This is a genomic window from Ruegeria sp. AB7 (genome assembly GCF_056542625.1).
The window spans coordinates 572,150-593,681 of record NZ_JBQGAC010000001.1 but is presented as its reverse complement, the minus strand read 5'-3'; the positions used below and the strand labels follow the sequence as shown (position 1 = coordinate 593,681).

Below are 21,532 nucleotides of genomic sequence, written 5' to 3'. Positions count from 1 at the left end.
CGACCATCCGCCACCCCACTAGCTGTTTCCGCTGCCTGTAAACCGCGCCGCATCCGCAGCCGCGCCGCGAATGGCGTTCGATTTATGGACGGTCTCCATGTATTCCGCTTCTGGGTCGCTGTCATAGACAACGCCGCCTCCAGCTTGGATATACAGTTTGTGGTCTTTCACAATGGCCGTCCGCAGCGCGATGCACATATCCATGTCGCCGCCTGCGCTGAAATACCCGACACCGCCACCGTAGATGCCGCGCTTTTCAGGCTCCAACTCGTCGATGATCTCCATCGCGCGCACTTTGGGCGCGCCTGATACCGTGCCTGCAGGCATCCCGGCAAAGAACGCGTCCAGTGCATCCTTGTCTTCGGCCAGTTCACCGACCACGTTTGATACGATGTGCATCACGTGGCTGTAGCGCTCGATGATGAACTCTTCGGTAGGACGCACGGTTCCAATCTTAGAAACACGCCCGGTGTCATTGCGGCCCAGGTCCAGCAACATGAGGTGCTCGGCCAGTTCTTTCTTGTCGGCCAGCAGGTCGATTTCGTTGGCCTTGTCTTCTTCGGGCGTCGCGCCACGCGGGCGGGTACCCGCGATTGGGCGGATCGTGACCTCATTGCCGAAGACACGCACCAGGATTTCTGGGCTTGCGCCTACGACCTGAAAGCCGCCGAAGTTGAAATAGAACATGAATGGCGATGGGTTGGTACGCCGCAGCGAGCGGTAGAGGGCAAATGGCGGTTGTGGAAAATCCTGTGTCCAGCGTTGGGCCGGGACGACCTGAAAGATATCACCCGCACGGATATATTCCTTTGCCTTTTCAACGGCTTCCATATAGCCCGATTTGGTGAAGTTAGAGACAGGAGCCCCAACTTCAATTGCGTCACCCAGATCGCGCGTCTCGGCCGGCATGGCACGCTCAAGATCACGCACGGCATCCATCACACGCTCGGCGGCCTGCGCATAGGCGGCTTTGGCGCTTTGGCCCTCGCTGGCCCATGCGGGCGACACCACGGTAACCTCGCCTTTGACGCCGTCCAACACAGCAATGACCGAGGGGCGCAGCATGATCGCATCGGGCAGGCCCAACGGGTCAGGGTTCACATCCGGCAGGTATTCCACCAACCGGACCATGTCGTAGCCCAGATAGCCAAACAGGCCAGCGGCGGCCTGCGGCAGGTCATCGGGAAGCGCGATGCGGCTTTCAGCCAACAAGGCGCGCAAGTTGTCCATCGGGTTGCCATCCTGTAGCTCGAACGCCTCGGCATCGAAGCGGGCTGATCGGTTCAAGGCCGATGTCTCGCCCTGACAGCGCCAAATCAGATCGGGCTTCATTCCGATGATCGAATAGCGCCCACGCACTTCACCCCCGGTTACCGACTCGAGCATGAAGGCGTCTTTCTGAGCGCCTGTCAGTTTCAGCATCAGTGAAACCGGCGTATCCAGATCAGCGGCGAGGCGGGTATAGACGACCTGATTTTCGCCCGCATCATAAGCGCGCGCGAAACTTTCGAAATCCGGGGTCAGGGCCATGTTCTGTCTCTTTTAGTAACTGGCCCGTACCGCGTTCAGCGCTTGCTGATCCAGCACAGGGCGTGCGCGTGTCTGGGCATTGCGCACATAGATGTCAAAGATATTCTGCGCCAGCGCCTGGCTCAATTGCGCAGCCAGTGCATCCTGCATCTGGCGTTGCTCATCGGTTTCCGCCGGAGGTAGCTCTTCATCCAGACGCACGATCAGGGCGTTACCGTTTCCGGGAATGACACGCAGCTCGCCAGGGTCCATTTCAAACACCTGAGTCATGAAGTCCACGGGAACATCCTCGAGGAATGCGGTACGTGTCAGCGCATTTTCGACGCGGAAGGGCAGGCCCGTTGCAGTGAAATCGCCATCGGTAGCCAGTTGGGTCAGAACCGAGTTCGCCTGATTTTGCAGCGCTTTCGCAGTCTCAACCTGCAGCCATGCCGCGGCGACACGGTCACGGGCGCTTTCCAGAGGTTCCGGGCGCGGCTCTAGCACTTCATTCAAGCGCAGCGCAAAGATCGAACCATCTTCAAGGAACGCGACCTCTGGGAAATCACCTTCTTGCACAGCCTCAGCGACTGAGCGGAAGCCGTCATACGCGGCAACGCCATCGTCGCTTTGCTGGGTCCAGTCGATCTGACCCAGTTCCATCTCGGTCTCACCGGCCAGTTCTTCCAGTGTTGCGCCGCCTGCAAGCAGGTCGTTGATGTCTTCGGCCTGTGCTTCGATCTGACGGCGCGCTCGGTCGGCGGCGAGTTCTGCACGAAGTTCGGGTTCGGCGTCTTCGAAACTGACATTGTTCTCGGCCAGCGATCCATTGATCCGGAACAGGGCAGGGCCGAACACCGTGGGAAGCGGGCCGACCACATCGTCGATCTCGGCGGCAAACACGGCGTCGGCTGCATCGCCCAGATCTTCACGGGTGACATCGCCCAGATCAACATCGCTCAGCTCAAGCTGACGTTCGCGGACTAACTGTTCGAAATCGGCCCCGCCAACTTCAAGTTGTGCCAGCGCCTCGGTTGCGGATTCTTCGCTGGGATAGGGCAGACGCTCGACCAAGCGGCGCTCGGGTTGGAAAAATTCGTCAGCGCGTTGGTCGTATAGACGGCGCAGAGAATCTTCGTCCACTTCGATCGTATCGAGCAGCATGTCGGGCGACAGAATGGCGTAGGTCAGTTGCTTGGTGCGGGGCAGGGTGAACTGATCGATATTCTCATCGTAATATGTCTGAATCTGCGCGTCTGTGGGTTGGGCCACGGGCGTTTCGAGAAGGTCGGCTGACAGGGTCGCCACGGTAAAGCTGCGGCGGGCCAGCACATAGTTCGACAAAGCCTCGGTCAGAGTACGGGGCATTTCAACACCGCTCATGACCGCACCTTGCACGATGGTGCGTGAAGATTCTTTGCGCAGATCCGATTCGAATTCGGAATCGGTCATTCCGACCTGTTCCAGCTGAAAGCGATAGGCTTCGCGGTCGAATGTACCGTTTACACCTTGGAACGCCGGTATCTGTACAATCTCGTCCTGCAGGTTCTCGTCACCGATCGAAATGCCAAGCTGTCCGACCTCGTTATCGATTGCGGCCAGCGCGATCAGGCGCGAAAGGGCAAGTTGATCAAGGCCAAGATCATGTGCCTGCGAAATCTGCATTGCCTGTCCGGTTTGCGCTTCGACGGCCCGGATCTCGCGCTGAAGCTCACGAAAATACGCGTCGACCGAAACGCTTTCATCACCGACCTGCGCAACCGTACGCACGGTTCCGGTCAGGCTGGTGGCGCCAAAGCCCGCAAGGCCCAGCATCAAAAGACCCATGAGAATCCAGACAAAGGTTTTGGATAGGTTTTTCATGCCTGCGGCCATGGTGCCCTCTTGGTTTTGTCGGCAAATGTCTGCCCAGTCGGTTGCGGCCCTGAATACGATGCGTGCAGCCGGGGGGCAAGCTTAGAAGGACAAGCCCTGCAATCGGTCGAACAATTGCGCGATACCGGCGCGGTCAAGGTTGGCAAATGCTACGCGAACCTGCCGCTTTCCCGCGGAATTGCCCTCTGGCATGAACATGGTACCCGGCAAAAGCAGTATACCTGCCTCGGGTACCAGCCGTCGGGCCAATTCGTCGGAAGCGATGCCAAAGGGATGTTCGAGGTAGGCAAAGTAAGCGCCAAGTCCCAAAAGACGCCAGCCTTTGTCTTCAAGGCGTGGCATTCCTTCCGCGATGGCCGCTCTTCGGTCGAGAATTTCATCTCGTTCACCCGCAACCCATTGGGTCAAGTTCCGCATGCCCCAAAGCGCGGCAAACTGGCCGATCTGGCCGGGGCAGATTGCGACCGTGTCCAGAAATTTCTCGATCTCCGCCAAAAGGGCGGGGCTGGTTGAAATCGCGCCAACACGGTGACCGGTCAGGCGATAGGCTTTTGAGAACGAGTAGAGATGGACAAACGTATCGTCCCAACCCGATTGCTGGAACAGGTCATGAGGCGCGCCTGATCGGCTGTCGAAATCGCGATAGGTTTCGTCAACCAACAGACGAAGCCCCGTTTCCCGCGCAAGATCATAGAAGCGGCGCACCAAGTCCGAAGGGTATTCGACACCACCGGGATTGTTCGGCGTCACCAACGAAATCGCCCGTGTCTTTTCGGTGATAAGGGCGCGGGCCCGTTCCGGATCGGGAAGCAAATCATCGTCTGTGGGCAAATCAACGGCTTTTACCCCGGCCATATCCAGCCACATCTTGTGATTGAAATACCAAGGGGTCGGAAGGATCACCTCATCCCCCTGATCGGTAATTGCCGAAATCACGGCTGAAAAGGCCTGATTGCAACCCGAGGCGATTGCGATCTGATTCGCCGATACCTCAGCCGCATAATGTGCGCTGATCTGAGCCGCGAGTTCGGACCGCAGGTCATCGTTGCCCAGAACCGGGCCGTAAAGATGTGCGCTGTCCTGCTCGACCGCGAATTCGGCCATTGCTTGCCGCAGCGCTAACGGGGGCGGATCGACCGGAGCCGCCTGACTGACATTGATCAACGGACGGTCAACCGCGAACTCGACCCCGTCCAGCCAACGGCGTGCCTCCATCACCGGAGGGGCAAAGGTGGCGGCAGTGCGGGTCATTGTCATGGTGAGTCCGTGATTTCAGCGCTTATGAAAAACGCTTGATTAATCGGTGCCCCGATAGGGTTCGACATATTGCAGCGCCATGTCCCATGGGAAGAAAATCCATGTGTCCTGACTGACCTCGGTAATGAAGGTGTCTACCATCGGACGGCCCTTGGGCTTGGCGTATACGGTCGCGAAATGCGCTTTGGGGAACATCTCGCGTACGAGTTCCAGCGTTTTGCCGCTATCGACCAGATCGTCGATGATCAGAATACCGGTGCCATCACCCATCAGATCAGCATTGGGCGCTTTGAGAATTTCTGCTTCGCCCTGCGCCTGATGATGATAGGATTTCACGCTGACAGTATCGACCGTACGGATATCCAGTTCGCGGCTGACGATCATCGCGGGGGCCATGCCGCCACGTGTAATTGCCACGACCGCACGCCAAGCGCCATCATCTGGTCCTTGCCCATCCAGACGCCACGCAAGAGCGCGCGAGTCGCGATGAATTTGATCCCAGCTGATGTGGAAGCCTTTTTCGTGTGGCAGGCGGTCCTTGGCGCTCATGGTCTGTTATCCTTTTTCAACGTCCGGCGCGTCGACGGCCTTCATTCCGACGATGTGATAGCCTGAATCCACGTGCAGATTCTCACCTGTCACTCCACTGCTGAGATCAGACAGCAGATACAGGGCCGATTTACCAACATCATCGATGGTCACATTCCGGCGCAGGGGCGAGTTATACTCGTTCCACTTCATGATGTAACGGAAATCGCCGATGCCGCTGGCCGCGAGCGTTTTGATCGGGCCTGCCGAGATCGAATTCACACGAATGCCGTCTTTGCCCAAATCCTCGGCCAGATACTTTACGGATGCCTCAAGGGCGGCTTTTGCAACACCCATTACATTGTAGTGTGGCATGACCTGTTCAGCGCCGTAATAAGTGAGGGTGATCGCACTGCCGCCTTCGTTCATCATTTTCTCCGCGCGCTGCATAACGGCGGTGAAAGAGTAGACCGAAACATCCATCGTCAGGTTAAAGTTCGCGCGCGACGTGTCGACGTAACGCCCGCGCAATTCGTTCTTGTCAGAAAAGCCAATGGCGTGGACGACGAAATCCAATTTACCCCATTTCTTTTCCAGCGCGCTGAAGAGTTCATTAATTGATTCTTCGTCGCTGACGTCACAGGGCAAAACGATCTCGCTGCCCAACTGCGCCGCCAATGGATCGACGCGTTTTTTCAGGGCGTCCCCCTGATAGGAAAAGGCCAGCTCGGCCCCGGCGTCGGACAAGGCGCGGGCGATACCCCATGCGATTGATTTGTCATTGGCCAGTCCCATGATGAGGCCGCGTTTTCCGGCCATCAACTGATTTGACATCTTCGGTTCTCCGCCTGTCGTCGCATTGTGTTCGGTTGGTTTATGCCATTGATTGTCCTGCTTCAAGGCCATGCGCTCTTGCCCGCAGCGGGTTCTCGCCTTAGGGTCATGTTAATTGTTTCCTGGGGATGGAAATGAACGAGCATAATGGCATCTTCGCCGGGGCTGATCCGTTTGAAATCGCGGATCGGTGGCTGGCCGAGGCAGAAAAGACCGAACCGAATGATCCTAATGCGATTGCTTTGGCAACCGTGGACCCGGAAGGTTTGCCGAACGCCCGTATGGTTCTGCTGAAGGAAATCGAGAAGGACGCGTTTGTTTTCTATACGAACTATCACAGCGCCAAGGCTCAGGAGTTGGACAGCGCCCACAAAGCGGCTTTTGTGATGCATTGGAAATCTTTGCGGCGACAAATCCGTGTTCGTGGTACAATCACCAAGGAAGATGGGCCGCAGGCGGACGCATACTACGCCTCGCGCTCGCTCAAAAGCCGCTTGGGTGCTTGGGCGTCACACCAGTCGCAACCGCTGGAAAGTCGTGCATCCCTGATGGCCGAAGTGGCTAAAGTGACCGCAAAGTTGGGTACCAACCCGCCTCGCCCTGAATTTTGGGGGGGATACCGTGTAACACCTGTCGAAGTCGAGTTCTGGGCCGATGGTGCCTTCAGGTTGCATGACAGGTTTCAGTGGAAGCGACAAAATGTCGATTCCGACTGGCAAGTGCTGAGGTTAAATCCATGACGTTCGCGTTGCGTGAAATGCAACTGTTTGCAGACAATAGCTTTTTTCAGCTTGAATTTGCGAGCCAAAACATAAACAAGAAACCCTTAACGACTTGCCTATCGTAATGGGAAAACAGTGCCAGAAGATCTGAACAGCATGTACCGCGTCCGTGGACACGTAAAATGGTTCGATCCCGCCAAGGGATACGGATTTGTTGTGTCTGACGAAGGCGGCCCGGACATTCTGTTGCACGTCAACGTGCTGCGAAACTTCGGGCAAAGCTCGGTCGCGGATGGCGCCGGCATCGAGATCATGACCCACAAAACTGATCGCGGTGTTCAAGCGGTCGAAGTGATCAGTGTTGACCCGCCTGTTCGCGCGGAAACCATGATGCTGGCCGATTTTGCCGAGCTTGATCCAACCGTGATCGGCAGCGCTCCGCTTGAGGCTGCGCGCGTCAAATGGTTCGACAAGGGCAAAGGGTTTGGCTTTGCCAATGTTTTCGGCAGCAGTGAAGATGTATTCCTGCATATCGAGGTGCTACGTCGTTCTGGGTTGGCAGATCTGCAACCGGGCGAAGCGCTGGCCATGCGGGTCATTGATGGCAAGCGCGGAAGAATGGCCGCGCAGGTTCTGGCCTGGGAAGCGGCCCTGAACGACTAGGTTCTGAATGATGAGAACGGCTTTCGTACTGGCGCTCCTGAGTTTTTTGATTGGCGGGATCGCGCGGGCTGAATGCCGTCCGGATCGTGTCGAGCTTCGAAATGATCTGGCAGAGGTTCGCTTCGACGTTGAACTGGCCATCACACCGAAAGAGCGATCGCGCGGATTGATGTTTCGCGAAAGCATGCCCAACAGATCTGGTATGTTGTTTGTTTTTGATCCCCCTCAACCTGTTGCGTTCTGGATGAAGAATACCCTGATTCCGCTTGATATGATCTTTGTTGATCGCTCGGGCACTGTGACGCGTGTGCACGAAGGTGCAATTCCGGGGGATCTGAGCCCAATCGAAGGCGGCGATTCGGTTTATGCAGTCCTGGAAATCAACGCTGGCCTAGCCGAGCGTTACGCCATTCGGCCTGGATCGCAGATGCGCCACGAAGTTTTTTCGCAAGGTCCTGCAATTTGGCCCTGTTAGGGCTTTTCAAATCAGATCGGCACGTTTAGGAAGGCGCACGGTCCGGGGCGTGGCGCAGTCTGGTAGCGCACCTGTTTTGGGTACAGGGGGTCGTAGGTTCGAATCCTGCCGCCCCGACCATTTTTCTTCTACACTGGCGTTCCGCCATAATCGGTGTAGAGCTTGGAAAAATCCCTGTCCAAATCTTTGCTTTCAATAGGTATTCTAAGAGTTGAACCATCTTTCTGCGGAACCAGAAAGTACAACTCTGCGTCCACGCGATACCCGGCCTGATTCTTGGTCGAGCTCAGCCGCGTTACGATCTGCGGCAAGTTCTGCGGATAGCCGTTGAAGCTGAGAATCAAATAGGCCGTTGCCTCGGGCGGCAAGGTCTCGCGGCATTCAAAGATGCTTGCGGTGGTCTTGATATACTTGTCGCCCGGCCCCGCGCAGTCGGTCCTGAAGGAATTGAAAAGGTTCTGCGGATAACCGTCGAATTGCGCGCTGCGAGATGCAGGTGGTGCTTCCTGTGATGTGCAGGACACGATTAGCGCCACAATAGTTAACAATGAAATCAAACGCATGTAGAGTAGATTTCCCATCCAGAAATGTCGTGTGATTTCAAGTATGGCACGCGCTGCGATGTCGTGACGATGATTCTCTGAACATGTCCTTAACGCGGGATCGGTTGATCAATGACCTCTAACTGTGGCGGAAAACACGAGAAATCACTCTGACACATCAAGGCGGAATGGGCTGGTCGTGCGGGACATGTCTGTGGAGGAATCGCGATGCGGCGAAATTCCGCCGGTTCAGCAAAACAGGTCAAGCTAAAAGATTCCAAAAATGACCGAAAAAGCCCGTTGACCAACTATGGGAATATACGTCAGATTGTATGGGCCGAAAGACGAGCCACTAAATCTGGTAGGCAATGACCGGAAAAGGCATCGGGCGAGGGACGGAAAGCAAACCACTATGACGTAGACCGTATTCGCGGTTCTGCGCTGTTCTAGGCAGCGTCCGGTCCCTTGCGTCTCAAATTCGTCGGTAGTGCGGGCGGCACCCCGCAGCATCAAGATTTAGTGCCGGGACTTGAAATTTGGACAGATCGAAGCTGGGGCAGCGGACATGAAGATTGAAAGAAAATTCACCAAACCGGGACAGGATGCATATGCCGATCTGGATTTTGTGTTCGCAACATCCGAGATTCGCAATCCGGATGGCACAATCGTGTTCCGTCTGGACGAGATCGAAGTGCCTGCAAAATGGAGCCAGGTGGCTAGCGATGTCATCGCACAGAAGTACTTCCGCAAGGCCGGTGTTCCTTCCAAGCTGAAGAAGGTTAAGGAAAAGGATGTTCCCGAATTCCTGTGGCGATCGGTTCCTGCGGAAGATGCTGAATTTGATGGCGAAACCTCATCGAAACAGGTTTTTGATCGTCTGGCCGGCGCGTGGGCTTATTGGGGCTGGAAGGGCGGCTATTTCTCGACTGAAGAGGACGCGAGCGCCTATTTTGACGAGATGCGCTATATGCTGGCGACCCAGCGCGCAGCTCCGAACTCGCCACAGTGGTTCAACACCGGTCTGCACTGGGCATATGGGATCGATGGCCCGGCGCAGGGGCACCACTATGTTGACTACAAAACCGGCAAGCTAACCAAATCGAAATCCGCTTATGAGCATCCGCAACCGCATGCGTGCTTCATCCAGTCGGTCGACGATGATCTGGTCAACGAAGGCGGCATCATGGACTTGTGGGTGCGTGAGGCGCGCCTGTTTAAGTATGGCTCGGGCACCGGAACCAACTTCAGCCATCTGCGTGCAGAGGGTGAAGCGCTTTCGGGTGGCGGCAAGTCTTCGGGCCTCATGGGATTTCTCAAGATCGGCGACCGCGCCGCTGGCGCGATCAAATCAGGCGGTACAACCCGTCGAGCAGCAAAGATGGTAATCGTCGATGCAGATCACCCGGACATCGAGCAATTCATCGAATGGAAAGTGATCGAAGAGCAGAAGGTGGCCTCGATCGTTGCCGGATCGAAGATGCACGAGAAGATGCTGAACGGTATTTTCGAGGCCATCCGGTCTTGGGACGGCTCTGCCGATGATGCCTATGATCCAAACGCAAACGACGCCCTGAAAAATGCGGTTCGCGAAGCGAAAAAGGTCGCGATCCCAGAAACTTACATCAAGCGCGTTCTGGACTACGCCAAGCAGGGCCACGACAGCATTGAATTCCCGACCTACGATACGGACTGGGATTCAGAGGCTTATAGCTCGGTCTCGGGCCAAAACTCGAACAACTCGATCCGGGTGACCAATGCGTTCCTGACCGCAGTTGAAAAAGACGCGGATTGGGAACTGATCAACCGCACCGACGGCAAGGTTGCTCGTACAGTCAAAGCACGTGATTTGTGGGAAAAGGTCGGCCACGCCGCATGGGCCTGTGCCGATCCTGGCATCCAGTTCCATGATACTGTCAACGAATGGCACACTTGCCCCGAAGACGGTGAAATCCGCGGTTCGAACCCGTGTTCGGAATACATGTTCCTCGATGACACTGCCTGTAACCTGGCGTCGATGAACTTGCTGACCTTTTTCAAGGACGGTGAGTTCCAGGCGGCGGACTATATGCACGCCTCGCGGCTTTGGACGCTGACGCTGGAAATCTCGGTGACCATGGCGCAGTTCCCGTCTAAGGAAATTGCGAAACTCTCTTACGACTTCCGCACCTTGGGTCTGGGATACGCCAACATCGGCGGCCTGTTGATGAACATGGGTTACAGCTACGACTCGGATGAGGGGCGTTCGATCTGTGGCGCGCTGACCGCGATCATGACCGGTGTGGCTTATGCGACCTCGGCAGAGATTGCAGGCGAGCTTGGCCCGTTCAAAGGATATGAGCGCAATGCAGACCACATGCTGCGCGTCATCCGCAACCACCGTCGTGCGTCGCAAGGGGTGACCGATGGTTATGAAAAACTGGCTGTTAAGCCGGTGCCTCTGGATCACGATAATTGCCCGGATAAACGTTTGATCGATCTGGCCATGTCAGCTTGGGATGAAGCGCTGAGCCTCGGCGAAAAGAACGGTTATCGCAACGCGCAGGCCACAGTTATCGCACCAACCGGCACCATCGGTCTGGTGATGGATTGCGATACGACCGGGATCGAACCGGACTTTGCTCTGGTCAAGTTCAAGAAGCTGGCCGGCGGTGGTTACTTCAAGATCATCAACCGCTCGGTGCCTTCGGCGCTGGAAAAGCTGGGCTATTCCTCGGCTCAGATTGAAGAGATCGTGGGTTATGCGGTTGGTCATGGCACCATCGGCAACGCGCCGGGGATCAACCACACCTCGCTGACCGGTCATGGTTTTGGCCCGAACGAGTTGGCAAAAGTAGATGCCGCACTGGAAAGCGCGTTCGACATCCGGTTCGTCTTCAACCAGTGGACGCTGGGCGAGGACTTCTGCACCGGTGTTCTGGGCATCCCGGCGACCAAGCTGAATGACCCGACCTTCGATCTGCTGCGCCATCTGGGCTTTACCAAGGCGGATATCGACGCGGCAAACGACCATGTTTGCGGAACCATGACGCTGGAAGGTGCGCCGCATCTGAAGGAAGAGCACTATTCGATCTTCGACTGCGCCAACCCGTGCGGCAAGAAAGGCAAGCGTTTCCTTGGGGTTGATAGCCACATTACCATGATGGCTGCAGCGCAAAGCTTTATCTCGGGCGCGATCTCAAAGACGATCAACATGCCCAATGACGCGACCATCGAAGACTGCCAGAAGGCATACGAACTCAGCTGGTCGCTGGGTGTGAAGGCGAACGCGCTGTACCGCGACGGCTCGAAACTGTCGCAGCCTCTGGCGGCGGCGCTGGTCGAAGATGACGATGAGGCAGCCGAAGTACTAGAAAGCGGTTCGACGCAAGAAAAAGCCGTCGTTCTGGCCGAGAAGGTGATCGAGAAGGTTGTGGTCAAGGAAATGATCCGCAGCCACCGCGAGAAACTGCCGCATCGCCGCAAGGGCTATACCCAAAAGGCGATCGTTGGCGGCCACAAGGTTTATCTGCGGACCGGTGAGTTCGAAGACGGCAAGCTGGGCGAGATCTTCATCGACATGCATAAGGAAGGCGCTGGCTTCCGGGCGATGATGAACAACTTTGCCATCGCTGTGTCAGTTGGCCTGCAATACGGCGTGCCGCTGGAGGAGTTCGTCGATGCTTTCACCTTCACCAAGTTCGAACCGGCCGGGATGGTGCAGGGCAACGACTCGATCAAGAACGCGACGTCGATCCTTGATTACATCTTCCGTGAACTGGCCGTGTCCTATCTGGATCGCACCGATCTGGCGCATGTGAAACCCGAAGGTGCGACGTTCGACGATCTGGGTCGCGGCGAAGAGGATGGTCTGTCCAACGTATCGGAAATCAGTGAAAGCGCGGCAACCAAATCTCTGGAAGTGCTGAAACAAATCAGCTCGACAGGGTATCTGCGCAAACGACTGCCGCAAGACCTGATGGTCTTCAATGGCGGACAGGCTGACGTGACGGGTATGGCGGAAACCGCAGCGACATTCGAAGCACCCGCTGAGACGGCGGTTGCGACCGGAATGGACGCCCGTACCAAAGCCAAGATGCAAGGGTACGAGGGCGATCCATGCGGCGAATGCGGAAACTACACGCTGGTGCGCAACGGCACCTGCATGAAATGCAACACCTGCGGCGCGACAAGCGGGTGTAGCTGAGTTTAGCGCCCCGGCAACCCGGGGTGCAGGGGTCGGATGCTGCCACAGTAACCGGCCCCGACGAATACGAAGCAAGGCGCTGAGACTTACCATCGATGCCTTGTTTCACTCGGCCGACATGCCCGTGTCGGCCGGGAACAGGGTGGGGCGGAATATTTGCTCCCTCCCACTCTCTCACGGGACGGGTGCGCTCGTCCCATGCGCAGTCCAGGCCGCAGGCAAAAAAACACCGGGCGGTCAACGAAATGAGCCTGGAAGGCGAAACTGACAGGGGGCTTCGGCCCCCTTTCTTTTTTCAACCCCGAGTCGTGGATTTGAGCAGGGCATTGCCGGATCATCCTGTTTGGATCGGGCAAGAGTTGCCGAAACCTGTCCTGGCCATTTCGCCCGGCAAGCCTCCGCAAATGCGACTCAGTCAAACACGCAGAGATTGGCTTGAAAGCGGCCATATCAATCTGAGCGGGTGACACGCCTTCAGGATGGCCTTTTTTTGGCGCTTGTCCGGACGCAAACACTCAAGAAAACGCAATCAGGAGGCATAACATGAAACCGCAAATAATGGCCCTTATCTCAACCTTCGCACTTGGCCTGCCGACATTGGCCGTTGGCCAAAGCGCCGCCGATACCAACGGCGACGGCGTGCTGACGATCGATGAAGTTCAGGCCGTCGTGCCTGACGTTGATGCCGAAGGCTTTGCGCAGATGGACGCAAACGGCGACGGTGCACTGGATCAGGATGAGATCACCATTGCTGAACAAGCGGGCCTGCTGCCGCCGTCCAACGGCTGATCAAGCAGGAATGCTGGCGGCCCGGAATATCCGGGCCGCTTATTTTTCAGCGGCTTACGCGGGTAAGTAAATGTTGAACTTGCCGCGAATTTCCGCGTCCAAAAGCGGGTCGAATCTGGCCGGGGATGGCACGGCGAGGATCTCTTCCTTCCGCTTCACTGCCTTTTTGATCAGATCTGGTTTGCCAAGCTCAACCCATTCCTTCGGAGATGATCGGTCACCAAAGGTAGGATAGACGTAATCTGCCTGCATACGGCCTAGCGTCGCATCGGTGCCAAGATAATGCCCAGGACCACCCATGCAGACTTCGGCCATCTGATCCAGTGCCAGCGTCTCGTCCGTTACCTCGATTCCGCGCACACAGCGCTGTGCCTGTCCGATCAGGTCATCGCTCAGGATCAGGCTCTCGTGGCAGAACCCCAGCAACGAGGCATGCATGCCTGCGGCCTCATACACCATGTTCAGGCCCGATAGCCCAGCCATGACGTTCGAACACATTTGTTCCCAACCGGCCTGCATGTCGGGCAATTTCGCGTCCGATGCACCAGCTGCGGCACCACCGGGCAGATCGTAGAACTGGTGCATTTGCGCGCAGCCAGCGGTTAGCAGAGCTTGTTCACCCGATCCGATGGACATTGCACCGGTGCGCAGGTCCAGACCAAAAGGCCAAGTGCCAAAAATCGCGGGAGCACCGGGCTTTACGGCGTTTACATAAACCAAACCCGCCAGACATTCGGCGGTGGCTTGTGTGATCGCTCCGGCAACGGTCGAGGGTGCGGTAGCTCCTGCCATGCCCGCAGAAAGCAACAAAACCGGCATTCCGGCCTTGATGCATTCTTCCATCACCTCGCAGCTTTCGGTGGCGAATTTCATCGGGGGCACAACGAAGCAGTTGGAGTTGGACATGAAGGGCCGCTCGCGCCACTTGTCCTCTCCGCCCGCGATCATGTGCAGCATCTCGATGGCGGGGGCCACATGGCTGGGCTCCGTGAACGACGTACCGATATGTTTGAACGTGCCTGAGGTGGTGGCGTAGACCGTGTTCAGATCCATCTCAAGGTTGTCGGCGATATCTCGGCACACCATGGGGCGTTGAACAAAGTGAATGTTTTCAAGCTGTTCACAGATGCGAGTCGCGTCATGCAGGTCCTGCAGGGTCGAGTCGCGATATTCCTGCCCATCCACGTCGACCATGCTGACCGCTGCGCCTGCGGTGCCATAATGGACACGCGTTCCCGACAGCTCCAGATCCGATTTGCCGTCCCGGCTGTGCAGAGTGATCGAGCGGTTGGCCTTGGCGATTGTGTCCTCGACCAATGCGCGCGGAAAGCGGATGCGGCCATCGTCGCCCAAGGTGCATCCCGCAGCCACGAGATAGTCGATCCCACTTTGTGGCGCATCAGCAAGGCCGATGGTTTCCAGAGCGGTCAGAGCGGCCTCGTGGATGCGTTCGATCTGTGCTTGGGTCAGAACCTTCAGGGTTCCGCCCTCCATACCAGGCCGAATCGGGCGAAGATGTTCCGGAAGAGCTGACGCACGGGCGGCACGACGCGCGGCGCGGCCACCGCTGCGGGATGAGTTTCGGGTTTGTTCGTTCATGTGTGTGTCCGGTCAAAAAAGTACGTAGTGGGTGAGTGTACCTAGACCAGTGCTGGCCGTCCTCGTGCCGCACGACCGCGATCCGCACCAATGGTGCGGCTGACCAGCCGAATCTTCCAAACTTCGTTATGCATCAACTTCCTCAGTCTGATGCGCCCATTGTTTCAATGCACTTCTGGACAATCTGTTCTGTTTGCGACTTTGGACTAATTTTATTGGGCCATCAGTCAAAATGAACGGGGCGCAAATCCTCGTGACTAAATGTTTTTTTCCAATTGCGGTAAGAATCTGTTAATCTGCACGTAGTTATTTGGATTTGTACCTTAGGTTTAAGTAAATACTGGGGTTGGCTGATCAGCAGATCGCTGCCTCGGGGATGCGCCCAAACCGGCAACGGATGTTTGGAGGTCTGCATGAAGTCATTACTGGCCGCACTCGCCGCAGCACTGATAACAGGTGCAGGGCAGGTTGTGGCAGAAGACTGGACAGGCGCGTACGCTGGTTTCAGCTTTGGTTATGCAGATGTTGATGGGTCCGGAGGGGCAGGCGGAAGCGGGGGCAGTTTTGGCCCGCTGATCGGATACGACTATGATTTTGGAAATTTCGTGCTTGGCGGTGAGTTGGAATATAACCGCCTGAATCTTGATCTGGGACAATCCGAAGGAAGCCTTGATAGTATGTCGCGATTGAAGTTGCGCGGCGGCTACGACTTTGGATCAGCCCTTGGCTATGTTGTCTTGGGAACCGCGCGGGCCAGTACGTCGGGTGACAGTGATACGGCAGCCGTTTACGGGATCGGTGTTGCCTATCCGCTTGGCGAACGGTTTGTAATCAGTGGCGAAGCGCTGCGGCAGAACTTCGATGATATACCGGAGTCTGGTCGAAGCCTCGACGCAAATGTGTTCAACTTGCGCACCACATTCCGCTTCTGAAACTCGGTGGTCGATTGTCATCCCTCTGCCAATTGAGCGGCAAATTCGCATAGGGTCTGTAGCGATGTGACGAATTTCTCGTCATCGATTGTCATGGCCACGCGGATGTGACCTGCGGCGGCAGAACCAAAGCTTTCACCGGGCATCACAGCGATGGCATGCGTGTCCAGCAGCGCATTTGCGAACACATCACCGCTAAGACCCGTAGCCCGGATATCCAGCATCAGATACATCGCGCCTTGCGCCGGTATTAAGGTGACGACCTGCTGCGCAGCCAGCACTTCAATCGCCAGAGCGCGGCGGCGGCGAAACGGCGCGGCAATTTTGTCTTCGAGAGGTTGTCCCACGCTCAGCGCATAGTTGGAAGCATCCTGTATAAAGCCGGGCACACCATAGGTTGTGTGTGTTGCCAAGTTGATCAGGTGGTCGATCACGCCCTCCGGAGCAACGATCCACCCACAACGCGAGCCAGTCATGGCATGAGATTTCGACATTGAACCCACGACCAGAGTGCGCTCAGCCATGCCGGGTAGGGCGCGAGGTGACAGGTGTTCACCCTCCCAAACCTGCGTATCGTAGACTTCATCGGAAATCAGCCATAGATCGCGGCGCTGACAAACCTCGGCGATGGCAGAAAGTGTTTCGGCGGAATAGACCACACCAGTTGGATTGTTTGGGGAGTTTATCAGCAGCGACACCGCCCCGCCTGCCGCGCCATCGATATCGGAAGCGCGAGGTTGGAACAAATCTTCGGCGCGTGTTTCTATGCGTTTGGCTTCCGCTCCAACGCCACGGATCGTGCCGGGGTAGGTGGCATAATACGGATCCAGGTAGAGCGCGATATCGCCCGGATCGCAAAGCGCGGTGTGTGCCGCAAACAATGCGGCCTGACCGCCAGGGGTGATGATAACGTTGTTGCGTGTGGTCGCTACACCTGTTCGCATTTGGACACGGGCGGCCACAGTATCACGCAGCAGATCAGTGCCCGGAACCATCGCGTATCCTGTGTGCCCGCTGCGGGCCGAACTTTCCATGGCCGACAATATTGACTGATCGGTCCGAATGTCATGCTCGCCGATCGTCAACTCGGTAACGGCATGGCCTTCGGCAATCATCCGACGCGCGCGGATGAACACCTCCCAGCCGTCTGATCCACCCTCGGTCAGATGCGTAATGCGATGCGATAGTTTCAAGGGATTCTCCCGACCGGCTATGACGCCGAATGGGGCAAAGCACAGCAATTTTGTCAATCAGCTTCGCGGCGGCAAACTCGCCTGTATCTTCTTGGTCAGCGATGCACGGATGATATCGTATGAGGTGATCAGGCGATGTTGCATCTCGTCGGCGTCAGTTTCCCACGGCAGGCGAACCCAGCTGCGGTGAAAATACGGGGCCTTGGTGCCAATCCCTGCGTCGATCAGCATCTGCGCGGTCTCAATGTCGGGAGTCTTGACCGATACACCATCCCCGACCGAGCCGACGCAGGCGAACATCTTGCCGCCAACTTTCCATGCGTCGTGGCCGCCTCCCCAAGGGTCCGAAAGTTCGGCACCGGGCAGGTCTGCGCATACGGAATTGACGTAATCACGGGTCATGGTGGGCAGACTGCCTCTGTGGAGGTTGAAACTCAAGGCTTGGCTCAGCATCAATCCCGTGCTAGGCAAAGCGCATGAACCGGAAAACTTGCATCATTATCTGCTGCATTACCTGCTGATTTCTCAAGCGGGCCGGTTTCTTTCGTTTTCATCTCTGAGACAAGTTGCTAAGCCCGCGCCAACGCGTGACGTATATGCTGTTTCAGGAGCACGACCCGATGACGACGATCAAACTGCACAACACAAGGACTCGGACGAAAGAGGATTTCGTGCCGATCGATCCCGATAATGTGCGGATGTATGTCTGTGGTCCGACGGTCTATGATCGGGCGCATCTGGGGAACGCACGGCCTGTGGTTGTGTTCGACGTGCTCTATCGTTTGTTGCGGCATGTATACGGTGCTGATCACGTGACCTATGTGCGCAATTTCACCGACGTGGATGACAAGATCAACGCCACCGCATTGTCGCGCAAGAAGGCTGGGGCTGACGGGTCTTTGGAACAGTTGGTGCAGGAACGTTCGGACGAAACCATCGGCTGGTATCTGCACGACATGGGCGCGCTGGGGGCGTTGGAACCCAACGCGATGCCGCGCGCCACAGAGTATATCGCGCAGATGATTGCGATGATCGAAGACCTGATGGCCAAGGGGCATGCCTATGCCGCCGAGGGTCATGTGTTGTTCGCGGTGGACAGCTGGAAGGAACACTACGGTGCGCTGTCGGGGCGGTCGGTTGATGACATGATCGCCGGGGCGCGGGTCGAGGTCGCGCCTTACAAGAAGAACCCGATGGATTTTGTGCTGTGGAAGCCGTCGACCGATGAGTTGCCCGGCTGGGACAGCCCATGGGGCCGGGGGCGTCCGGGGTGGCATATCGAATGCTCGGCCATGAGCTATGAATTGCTGGGCGAGAGCTTTGATATTCACGGTGGCGGCAACGATCTGATGTTCCCGCACCACGAGAACGAGATTGCTCAGAGCAAATGTGCCCACCCGCATGGCGAATTCGCGCGTGTCTGGATGCATAATGAGATGCTACAGGTCGAGGGCAAGAAAATGTCCAAATCGCTGGGCAATTTCTTCACTGTTCATGATCTGCTTGAGCAGGGTGTGCCGGGTGAAGTGATCCGGTTTGTGTTCTTGCAGACCCATTATCGCAAGCCGATGGACTGGACCGAGAAGAAGGCGCGCGAAGCCGAGGCAACGTTGCGCAAGTGGCGGGCGCTGACAGCGGGCATCGAGCCCGCTGCCACCGCGGCACCTGCGGTCATTGATGCGCTTGCCGATGACATGAACACGGCAGGTGCCATCGCTGAACTTCATCGTTTGGCTGCTGACGGCAACGCTGCTTTATTGCTGGCGAGTTCACAGGTGGTCGGGCTGTTGACGGATGAAATGGCAGCTTGGGCGCAAACCGCCGTGGCTGATCTGTCATCCCACGCAGAAAAACTGGCCGATGCCCGCGCTCTTGCGATGCAGAACAAGGATTTCTCTGAGGTCGATCGCCTGAAGGCGGCCTATGTCGCCGCAGGGCTGGAGGTTCGGATGAGCAAGGATGGTGTGGAATTGGTGCCCGGCGCCGGATTCGACGCCGCCAAGCTGGAGGGGGTCGAATGACCAAAGAACGCCTCTACCTCTATGACACCACGCTGCGTGATGGGCAGCAGACTCAGGGTGTGCAGTTCTCGACTACCGAGAAGGTGCAGATTGCGCAGGCATTGGATGCGTTGGGTCTAGACTATATCGAAGGCGGTTGGCCCGGTGCGAACCCGACAGACAGTGCGTTTTTTGAGAGCGCGCCTAAAACGTCGGCCTGTATGACGGCGTTTGGGATGACCAAACGCTCGGGCAGGTCGGCTGAGAATGATGACGTTCTGGCTGCTGTAATGAACGCGGGAACACCAGCCGTTTGTCTGGTTGGGAAATCGCACGATTACCATGTGACCCATGCGCTTGGTATTGCTCTGGAGGAGAATACCGAGAACGTGCACGCCTCGGTCGCGCATATCGTGGCGCAGGGGCGTGAGGCCTTGTTCGATGCCGAGCATTTCTTCGATGGCTACAAAGACAATCCCGGTTATGCGGTGGAAGTCTGTCGCGCGGCTCTGGATGCGGGTGCGCGGTGGGTTGTGCTGTGCGATACCAATGGAGGTGCGCTACCGGCAGAGGTCGGGCGGATCGTATCCGAGGTGATTGCGGCCGGTCTGCCGGGGGATCGGCTGGGCATTCATACCCATAACGACACCGAGAACGCAGTGGCGTGCTCGCTGGCTGCAGTCGATGCGGGGGCGCGGCAGATTCAAGGTACGTTGAATGGGTTGGGAGAGCGCTGTGGCAATGCCAACCTGACCGCTTTGATCCCAACGCTGATGCTGAAAGAACCCTATGCCTCGTGCTATGAGATCGGAGTGATGCCCGAGGCGCTGGCCGGGCTGACACGCATCAGCCGGATGCTGGATGATATCCTGAACCGAGTGCCCAGCAAGCAGAGCGCCTATGTGGGCGCGTCGGCTTTTGCGCATAAGGCCGGGCTGCATGCCAGCGCGATCCTCAAGGACCCGACAACCTATGAGCATATCAATCCGGCAAGTGTTGGAAATGCGCGCATCATTCCGATGTCGAACCAGGCCGGGCAATCGAACCTGCGCAAACGTCTGACCGATGCGGGATTGGCCGTAGAAGCGGGCGATCCGGCGTTGGGACGTATCCTTGAGCGGATAAAACTGCGCGAGGCCGAGGGGTATTCCTACGACACCGCGCAGGCTAGTTTTGAGCTGCTGGCGCGGGATGAATTGGGGCAGTTACCCGAGTTCTTTGAGGTCAAGCGCTATAAGGTGACCGTTGAACGCCGGAAAAACAAATACAACAAGATGGTCAGCCTGTCCGAAGCGGTTGTTGTTGTGAAAGTGGATGGCGAGAAGAAGCTGTCGGTAAGTGAGTCGCTGGATGAAAGCGGTAGCGATCGCGGTCCGGTGAACGCGCTCGCCAAAGCTCTGGCCAAGGATTTGGGGCAGTATTCGCAGATACTGTCGGATATGCGGCTGGTCGACTTCAAGGTGCGCATCACTCAGGGCGGGACCGAGGCGGTCACGCGCGTGATCATCGACAGCGAAGACGGGCAAGGGCGGCGCTGGTCTACGGTTGGGGTGAGTGCGAACATAATTGATGCCTCGTTCGAAGCGCTGCTGGATGCGATTCAGTGGAAACTGGTGAGCGATTGCGCCCCGCAGTCAGCGGCCGCCGAATAAGGTGGAGTTCGACGACGACATCAAGGCTTGTGCTGCGCTGGTTCATCGGGCCGATCCCGATCGCTTTATGGCTGCCATGGCCGCACCAGTTGAGGCACGGGCAGTTTTGTTCCCGATTTATGCGCTGAACGTCGAGGTGGCCCGTGCCCCGTGGTTGACGCAAGAGAGCATGATCGCCGAGATGCGGCTGCAATGGTGGCGCGATGCCTTGCAAGAGATTGCCGAAGGTCCATCTGTTCGTCGGCACGAGGTTGTCACACCTGTGTCGCGCGTGATTTCTCCGCATCTGGCAGCGCTGCTGGATGAATATGTGGCCGTAAGGCGTTGGGATATCTATCGTGATCCGTTCGAGGATGAGGCGCATTTTGACGCCTATATTGCCCATAGCGCTGGAACATTAATGGTGGTGTCGGCGCAGGCTTTGGGTTCGGCGGATGAAACTGTTCTGCGTGATTTCGGATATGCAGCGGGGATCGCGAATTGGCTGCGCGCAATTCCCGAGCTTGAGGCACGTGGGCGCATTCCTTTGCTGGACGGAACCCATGACGGGGTTCGGGCGCTGGCGCAGAAGGCTTTGGACCGATTGGCGCAGGCGCGGTCCGCCCGCAACGAGGTCTCGGCACAAGCACGGCCTGCGCTCTATGCGGGGTGGCAGACGGAATGGGTGTTGCGGACTGCATTGGCCAGACCGGACCGGGTGGCCGCAGGTGCGTTGGCTCAGGGTGAAATCCGACGTCGGTTTACCCTGATGAAAACGGCAGCGACCGGTCGTTGGTAGG

At 57.1% G+C, this 21,532-nt stretch carries 18 protein-coding genes and 1 tRNA gene; 10 read left to right on the top strand and 9 right to left on the bottom strand.

The genetic code is table 11. The features are described 5' to 3' along the window. Positions 1-18 precede the first annotated feature (18 nt). From trpE to fabI, 5 genes are all read right to left on the bottom strand, one after another. Positions 19-1,530, bottom strand: coding sequence for an anthranilate synthase component I (gene trpE, locus ACR0EN_RS03000; protein WP_480585132.1), 1,512 nt, complete (start codon positions 1,528-1,530; stop codon positions 19-21). A gap of 12 nt (positions 1,531-1,542) precedes the next feature. Continuing rightward, positions 1,543-3,384 carry a SurA N-terminal domain-containing protein gene (locus ACR0EN_RS02995; RefSeq protein WP_170817803.1) on the bottom strand — a complete coding sequence of 614 codons (1,842 nt, stop codon included), beginning with the start codon at positions 3,382-3,384 and terminating at the stop codon, positions 1,543-1,545. A gap of 81 nt (positions 3,385-3,465) precedes the next feature. Continuing rightward, positions 3,466-4,641: an aminotransferase gene (locus ACR0EN_RS02990; protein ID WP_170817802.1), complete on the bottom strand. Its 1,176-nt coding sequence runs from the start codon at positions 4,639-4,641 to the stop codon at positions 3,466-3,468. Positions 4,642-4,680: 39 nt separating this feature from the next. Then, the gene (gene gpt / locus ACR0EN_RS02985; protein WP_170392980.1) at positions 4,681-5,190 is read right to left on the bottom strand and encodes a xanthine phosphoribosyltransferase; all 510 of its coding nucleotides are present in this window, start codon (positions 5,188-5,190) and stop codon (positions 4,681-4,683) included. A gap of 6 nt (positions 5,191-5,196) precedes the next feature. After that, complete coding sequence (gene fabI, locus ACR0EN_RS02980; protein WP_170405951.1) at positions 5,197-6,003, bottom strand: enoyl-ACP reductase FabI; 807 nt, start codon at positions 6,001-6,003, stop codon at positions 5,197-5,199. A 134-nt stretch (positions 6,004-6,137) separates the two neighbouring features. On the opposite strand from fabI, the gene pdxH reads away from it, so the two are divergent. The 4 genes from pdxH to ACR0EN_RS02960 all read left to right on the top strand — a co-directional run bounded on the left by pdxH (position 6,138) and on the right by ACR0EN_RS02960 (position 7,983). Next, positions 6,138-6,743: a pyridoxamine 5'-phosphate oxidase gene (gene pdxH / locus ACR0EN_RS02975; protein WP_170405948.1), complete on the top strand. Its 606-nt coding sequence runs from the start codon at positions 6,138-6,140 to the stop codon at positions 6,741-6,743. A gap of 117 nt (positions 6,744-6,860) precedes the next feature. Then, positions 6,861-7,388, top strand: a complete 528-nt coding sequence (locus tag ACR0EN_RS02970) for a cold-shock protein (RefSeq protein ID WP_170392983.1) — start codon at positions 6,861-6,863, stop codon at positions 7,386-7,388. Positions 7,389-7,395: 7 nt separating this feature from the next. Beyond that, a complete protein-coding gene (locus ACR0EN_RS02965; RefSeq protein WP_170610825.1) occupies positions 7,396-7,863 on the top strand; it encodes a DUF192 domain-containing protein in 468 nt (155 codons plus the stop codon). A gap of 43 nt (positions 7,864-7,906) precedes the next feature. Further along, positions 7,907-7,983, top strand: a tRNA-Pro gene (locus ACR0EN_RS02960). 8 nt (positions 7,984-7,991) lie between these two features. On the opposite strand, the gene ACR0EN_RS02955 is transcribed toward ACR0EN_RS02960, so the two are convergent. Next, positions 7,992-8,426 (bottom strand): hypothetical protein, encoded by a 435-nt coding sequence (locus tag ACR0EN_RS02955; protein ID WP_170392985.1) that lies wholly within the window; start codon positions 8,424-8,426, stop codon positions 7,992-7,994. A gap of 544 nt (positions 8,427-8,970) precedes the next feature. On the opposite strand from ACR0EN_RS02955, the gene ACR0EN_RS02950 reads away from it, so the two are divergent. Both ACR0EN_RS02950 and ACR0EN_RS02945 read left to right on the top strand, forming a co-directional pair. After that, entirely contained in the window at positions 8,971-12,588 is a 3,618-nt protein-coding gene (locus ACR0EN_RS02950) for a vitamin B12-dependent ribonucleotide reductase (protein ID WP_480585127.1), read from the top strand. Between the two features lie 543 nt (positions 12,589-13,131). Further along, positions 13,132-13,377 (top strand): CREC-EF hand family protein, encoded by a 246-nt coding sequence (locus tag ACR0EN_RS02945; RefSeq protein WP_170509731.1) that lies wholly within the window; start codon positions 13,132-13,134, stop codon positions 13,375-13,377. A 54-nt stretch (positions 13,378-13,431) separates the two neighbouring features. Here ACR0EN_RS02945 and ACR0EN_RS02940 read toward each other — a convergent pair whose 3' ends face one another. Continuing rightward, positions 13,432-14,976 carry a trimethylamine methyltransferase family protein gene (locus ACR0EN_RS02940; RefSeq protein ID WP_480585125.1) on the bottom strand — a complete coding sequence of 515 codons (1,545 nt, stop codon included), beginning with the start codon at positions 14,974-14,976 and terminating at the stop codon, positions 13,432-13,434. 413 nt (positions 14,977-15,389) lie between these two features. Here ACR0EN_RS02940 and ACR0EN_RS02935 point away from each other — a divergent pair, with 413 nt between their 5' ends. Next, entirely contained in the window at positions 15,390-15,908 is a 519-nt protein-coding gene (locus ACR0EN_RS02935) for an outer membrane beta-barrel protein (RefSeq protein ID WP_170510161.1), read from the top strand. Positions 15,909-15,925: 17 nt separating this feature from the next. Here ACR0EN_RS02935 and ACR0EN_RS02930 read toward each other — a convergent pair whose 3' ends face one another. Both ACR0EN_RS02930 and ACR0EN_RS02925 read right to left on the bottom strand, forming a co-directional pair. Continuing rightward, entirely contained in the window at positions 15,926-17,101 is a 1,176-nt protein-coding gene (locus tag ACR0EN_RS02930; RefSeq protein ID WP_170817800.1) for a pyridoxal phosphate-dependent aminotransferase, read from the bottom strand. A 57-nt stretch (positions 17,102-17,158) separates the two neighbouring features. Further along, a complete protein-coding gene (locus ACR0EN_RS02925; protein WP_170392991.1) occupies positions 17,159-17,503 on the bottom strand; it encodes an MmcQ/YjbR family DNA-binding protein in 345 nt (114 codons plus the stop codon). A 218-nt stretch (positions 17,504-17,721) separates the two neighbouring features. On the opposite strand from ACR0EN_RS02925, the gene cysS reads away from it, so the two are divergent. The 3 genes from cysS to ACR0EN_RS02910 are packed head-to-tail and all read left to right on the top strand — an operon-like array spanning position 17,722 to position 21,531. Next, positions 17,722-19,122, top strand: a complete 1,401-nt coding sequence (gene cysS / locus ACR0EN_RS02920; protein WP_480585122.1) for a cysteine--tRNA ligase — start codon at positions 17,722-17,724, stop codon at positions 19,120-19,122. After that, the gene (cimA, locus tag ACR0EN_RS02915) at positions 19,119-20,753 is read left to right on the top strand and encodes a citramalate synthase (RefSeq protein ID WP_480585119.1); all 1,635 of its coding nucleotides are present in this window, start codon (positions 19,119-19,121) and stop codon (positions 20,751-20,753) included. The genes cysS and cimA overlap by 4 nt, the downstream gene beginning before the upstream one ends. A 1-nt stretch (position 20,754) precedes the next feature. Then, the gene (locus ACR0EN_RS02910; protein WP_480585117.1) at positions 20,755-21,531 is read left to right on the top strand and encodes a squalene/phytoene synthase family protein; all 777 of its coding nucleotides are present in this window, start codon (positions 20,755-20,757) and stop codon (positions 21,529-21,531) included. The last annotated feature ends 1 nt before the right edge of the window (position 21,532 follow it).

Bases quoted from the DNA above. Each gene is read 5' to 3' on its own strand.
- trpE (WP_480585132.1), bottom strand. From the start codon at position 1,530: ATGGCCCTGACCCCGGATTTCGAAAGTTTCGCGCGCGCTTATGATGCG.
- ACR0EN_RS02995 (WP_170817803.1), bottom strand. From the start codon at position 3,384: ATGGCCGCAGGCATGAAAAACCTATCCAAAACCTTTGTCTGGATTCTC.
- ACR0EN_RS02990 (WP_170817802.1), bottom strand. From the start codon at position 4,641: ATGACAATGACCCGCACTGCCGCCACCTTTGCCCCTCCGGTGATGGAG.
- gpt (WP_170392980.1), bottom strand. From the start codon at position 5,190: ATGAGCGCCAAGGACCGCCTGCCACACGAAAAAGGCTTCCACATCAGC.
- fabI (WP_170405951.1), bottom strand. From the start codon at position 6,003: ATGTCAAATCAGTTGATGGCCGGAAAACGCGGCCTCATCATGGGACTG.
- pdxH (WP_170405948.1), top strand. From the start codon at position 6,138: ATGAACGAGCATAATGGCATCTTCGCCGGGGCTGATCCGTTTGAAATC.
- ACR0EN_RS02965 (WP_170610825.1), top strand. From the start codon at position 7,396: ATGATGAGAACGGCTTTCGTACTGGCGCTCCTGAGTTTTTTGATTGGC.
- ACR0EN_RS02955 (WP_170392985.1), bottom strand. From the start codon at position 8,426: ATGCGTTTGATTTCATTGTTAACTATTGTGGCGCTAATCGTGTCCTGC.
- ACR0EN_RS02950 (WP_480585127.1), top strand. From the start codon at position 8,971: ATGAAGATTGAAAGAAAATTCACCAAACCGGGACAGGATGCATATGCC.
- ACR0EN_RS02945 (WP_170509731.1), top strand. From the start codon at position 13,132: ATGAAACCGCAAATAATGGCCCTTATCTCAACCTTCGCACTTGGCCTG.
- ACR0EN_RS02940 (WP_480585125.1), bottom strand. From the start codon at position 14,976: ATGAACGAACAAACCCGAAACTCATCCCGCAGCGGTGGCCGCGCCGCG.
- ACR0EN_RS02935 (WP_170510161.1), top strand. From the start codon at position 15,390: ATGAAGTCATTACTGGCCGCACTCGCCGCAGCACTGATAACAGGTGCA.
- ACR0EN_RS02925 (WP_170392991.1), bottom strand. From the start codon at position 17,503: ATGACCCGTGATTACGTCAATTCCGTATGCGCAGACCTGCCCGGTGCC.
- cysS (WP_480585122.1), top strand. From the start codon at position 17,722: ATGACGACGATCAAACTGCACAACACAAGGACTCGGACGAAAGAGGAT.
- cimA (WP_480585119.1), top strand. From the start codon at position 19,119: ATGACCAAAGAACGCCTCTACCTCTATGACACCACGCTGCGTGATGGG.